We start from the raw sequence: 2,819 nt of genomic DNA on the forward strand, positions 1-2,819 counted from the left end.
GTATCCCACTGTACACTCGCTGTAGCCGTGTTAGTATGGCTAGGTAACCAAACAGGCCTTTTCATCAGAGGACATTCATCATAGTTCAGGAAAGGGCGATTGTGCCAAAAGGGTTGATATCTTCTCGGCGCTCCAGAATCGACCCTGGTCCATCCCTGGACACTCCAGGGAGCGCTCAATCCAACCCTGTCTCGTCCGGAGTAGGCTGGGCCAGAAGGGGAAGAGCCTGCATTGAAGGGGTCTCACGCTGTAAATTCCACACCGGGCGTTTTCACTGTCGTACATGACGCAGTCCCAGTTGGGGCGCTCCTTGAGGGACTTTCTGACTCGTCGTTCAACGACGAAGTCCCTGAGGAACGATCCTTTTTCCAGGCCAAGGTGCGCCGCGATCGCTTCAATCTCCCCGGGGGAGAGCCAGACCGCCCCGGGTTCACCCCGGCAGCAACGGCCACAACCGATGCAGGAAAAATATAAACCTTCTTGCCACCACGGTTTATATAGTAACTCAGCGGGTCCCTCTTTTTCAACCTCGTAAAGAGGTTCCGGCCTGTATATCATATCACCAAACCTTTCTTTCCCTGCGTCGGGAAGCTCCAATAAGTGAACCGCTGGAACGGAGTCTATCAAGATTATCCAGCGCTTTGCCGGTCCCGATGGCGACGCATTCAAGCGGCAGGTCCGCCACGTAGGCTGGAATCTGGGTCTTCTTCATGATGAGTTCGGGTAAACCTTTGAGGAGAGCACCCCCGCCGGAGAGGGTTATGCCCCGGTCGATGATGTCGGCGGAGAGTTCGGGGGGAGTCTTCTCCAGGACCTGCCTGATACCCTCTATTATCATGTTGACCGTCTCTTCAATGGCCTTGGCCACGATACGGTCGGTGATCTCGACCTGTCTCGGGAGGCCGTGAACGAGGTCGCGCCCCTTTATTACCATAGCTTGTTCCTTCCGCGGCGAGGGATCGCAGTTGGCGGCGTTGATCTTGATCGCCTCCGCCGTCTGTTCCCCTATGGCGAGGTTGTACTCCTTTCGGATGAACCGGGTGATATTCTCGTCGAGCCGGTCTCCCCCAAGCCTCAAGGATTCGGACACGACAATGCCTCCATAGGATAGGACAGCCACGTCGGTCGTGCCGCCCCCGATATCCACGATGAGGTTACCCCTCGGTTCGGATATGTCGAGGTTGGCTCCTATGGCTGCCGCCATGGGTTCTTCGATGAGGAAGGCCTCCTTGGTTCCTATCTCGACGGCCGCCTCCAGGACAGCCCTTCGTTCCACGTCGGTCGCGCCGGAGGGGACACATATCATGCCCCTGCGCCTCATCAACCTCCCGAAACCGGTGATGACCTTCTTCAGGAAATGCCTGAGCATAGCCTCGGTCATGGTGTAATCGGCTATGACGCCGTCCTTGAGCGGCCTGATGGCCACCACGTTGCCGGGGGTTCGCCCAAGCATGTTCTTGGCCTCGTCTCCCACGGCGAGGATTCTGTCGGTGTTCAGGTCCACGGCCACAACGGAGGGTTCCCTCAGGACCACCCCGTTATTTTTCATGAAAACGAGGACGTTGGCCGTCCCCAGGTCGATTCCGATATCCATGCCCCACATACAAGGTTACCTCCTTCAGGCGGTGGCGGGGGAAATCGCCGCCGGTCGTGAAACTCCCGTGGTCCCGCCGTTAAACTATATCCGAAAAGGCCGCCACCCTCAAGAAATATTCCATGGAGAGGGGCTATATCCGACCCTGGCCAGGAAAAGCCCGCATGCCGGAGCGGTGGGGCCGGCATCGCACCTCCGACCTCCCTGGAGGAGTCCCTCGAACCAGGGGATATTCCGTTTGCCGGAGGCGACGAGGTCCATCGACCCCATGATGATCCTGATCATATTCGTCAGGAAGCTTTCCCCCCTGATCCTGAATCTCAGGAGGGGTCCCCTGCCCGAGACCGAAGCGGCCAGGACCGTCCGACGGGCGTCGACGGGACAATCGAGTTTGCGGCAGAAGGCGCTGAAATCATGCTCACCCTCGAGAAGGATACAAAGTTTCCGAAGGGTCTCCCTGTCCCAGGCCGTGCTGTTCCTCCAGACGAAGGGGGCTATATGGGGAAAGCATCCCCGTTCTTTCCAAGTGAAGTAGACATACTCCCTCCACTGGGCGCTCCACCTGGCACTGAAGTCGCCCCGGACGGGGGATAGGCGCAACACGCTGATGGAATCCGGGAGATTGGCGTCCAGGGCGTTGCGGAGTTTGCCGGGCTCCCAGGGGGCGACCATATCGAAGGATATCACCTGGCCGAGGGCATGAACACCCTTGTCCGTCCTGCCGGCGGCCACGGCGGTCGTGGCCTTTCCGTTCAGCGTGACGAGGGCCTTTTCGACGTGCTCCTGTACAGTATTCACCGTCGACTTCGGCTGTTTCTGCCAGCCTGAAAAGAGCGAACCGTCATAGGCTATTTTCGCGGCGAATCTCATGACAGGGTCACCCTGCCATCGAGGAGCACCGCCGACAGGGAAAACAACAGCGAAAAGACGAGGGCCACGGTATCCCTGGCGGTCCATTTCAGCGGGTTCATCCGGGTCCTGCCTTCGCCACCGCTGTAATTCCTCGCCTCCATGGCGGTGGCCAGGTCATCGGCCCGCTGAAAGACGATCACGAAAAGGGGCACCAGGACCGGAATAAAGGCTCGAAGCCTTCTCAGCGGCCCTCCCCTTTCCAGTTCAGCTCCCCTGGCGATCTGGGCCTTCATAATCCTCTCCGTCTCGTTCAGAAGGGTGGGTATGAACCTGAGGGCTATGGTCATCATCATGGCCAGTTCATGGGCGGGGA

Annotated in this window: 4 protein-coding genes; all 4 read right to left on the reverse strand. The window is 58.6% G+C overall.

Annotated features, from left to right (window positions below):
- Positions 1–78 precede the first annotated feature (78 nt).
- Positions 79–558, reverse strand: coding sequence for a YkgJ family cysteine cluster protein (locus GX108_08580; protein NLO57077.1), 480 nt, complete (start codon positions 556–558; stop codon positions 79–81).
- Between the two features lies 1 nt (position 559).
- Entirely contained in the window at positions 560–1,603 is a 1,044-nt protein-coding gene (locus GX108_08585) for a rod shape-determining protein (GenBank protein NLO57078.1), read from the reverse strand.
- A gap of 99 nt (positions 1,604–1,702) precedes the next feature.
- Positions 1,703–2,464: a tRNA pseudouridine(38-40) synthase TruA gene (gene truA / locus GX108_08590; protein ID NLO57079.1), complete on the reverse strand. Its 762-nt coding sequence runs from the start codon at positions 2,462–2,464 to the stop codon at positions 1,703–1,705.
- Positions 2,461–2,819 (reverse strand): energy-coupling factor transporter transmembrane protein EcfT (locus GX108_08595; protein NLO57080.1); only part of this gene is annotated, 359 nt, incomplete at its 5' end. The genes GX108_08595 and truA, both read right to left, overlap by 4 nt.

Origin of the sequence: Thermovirga sp., from assembly GCA_012523215.1 — a bacterium.
In the GTDB taxonomy this organism is placed as follows: domain Bacteria; phylum Synergistota; class Synergistia; order Synergistales; family Thermovirgaceae; genus 58-81.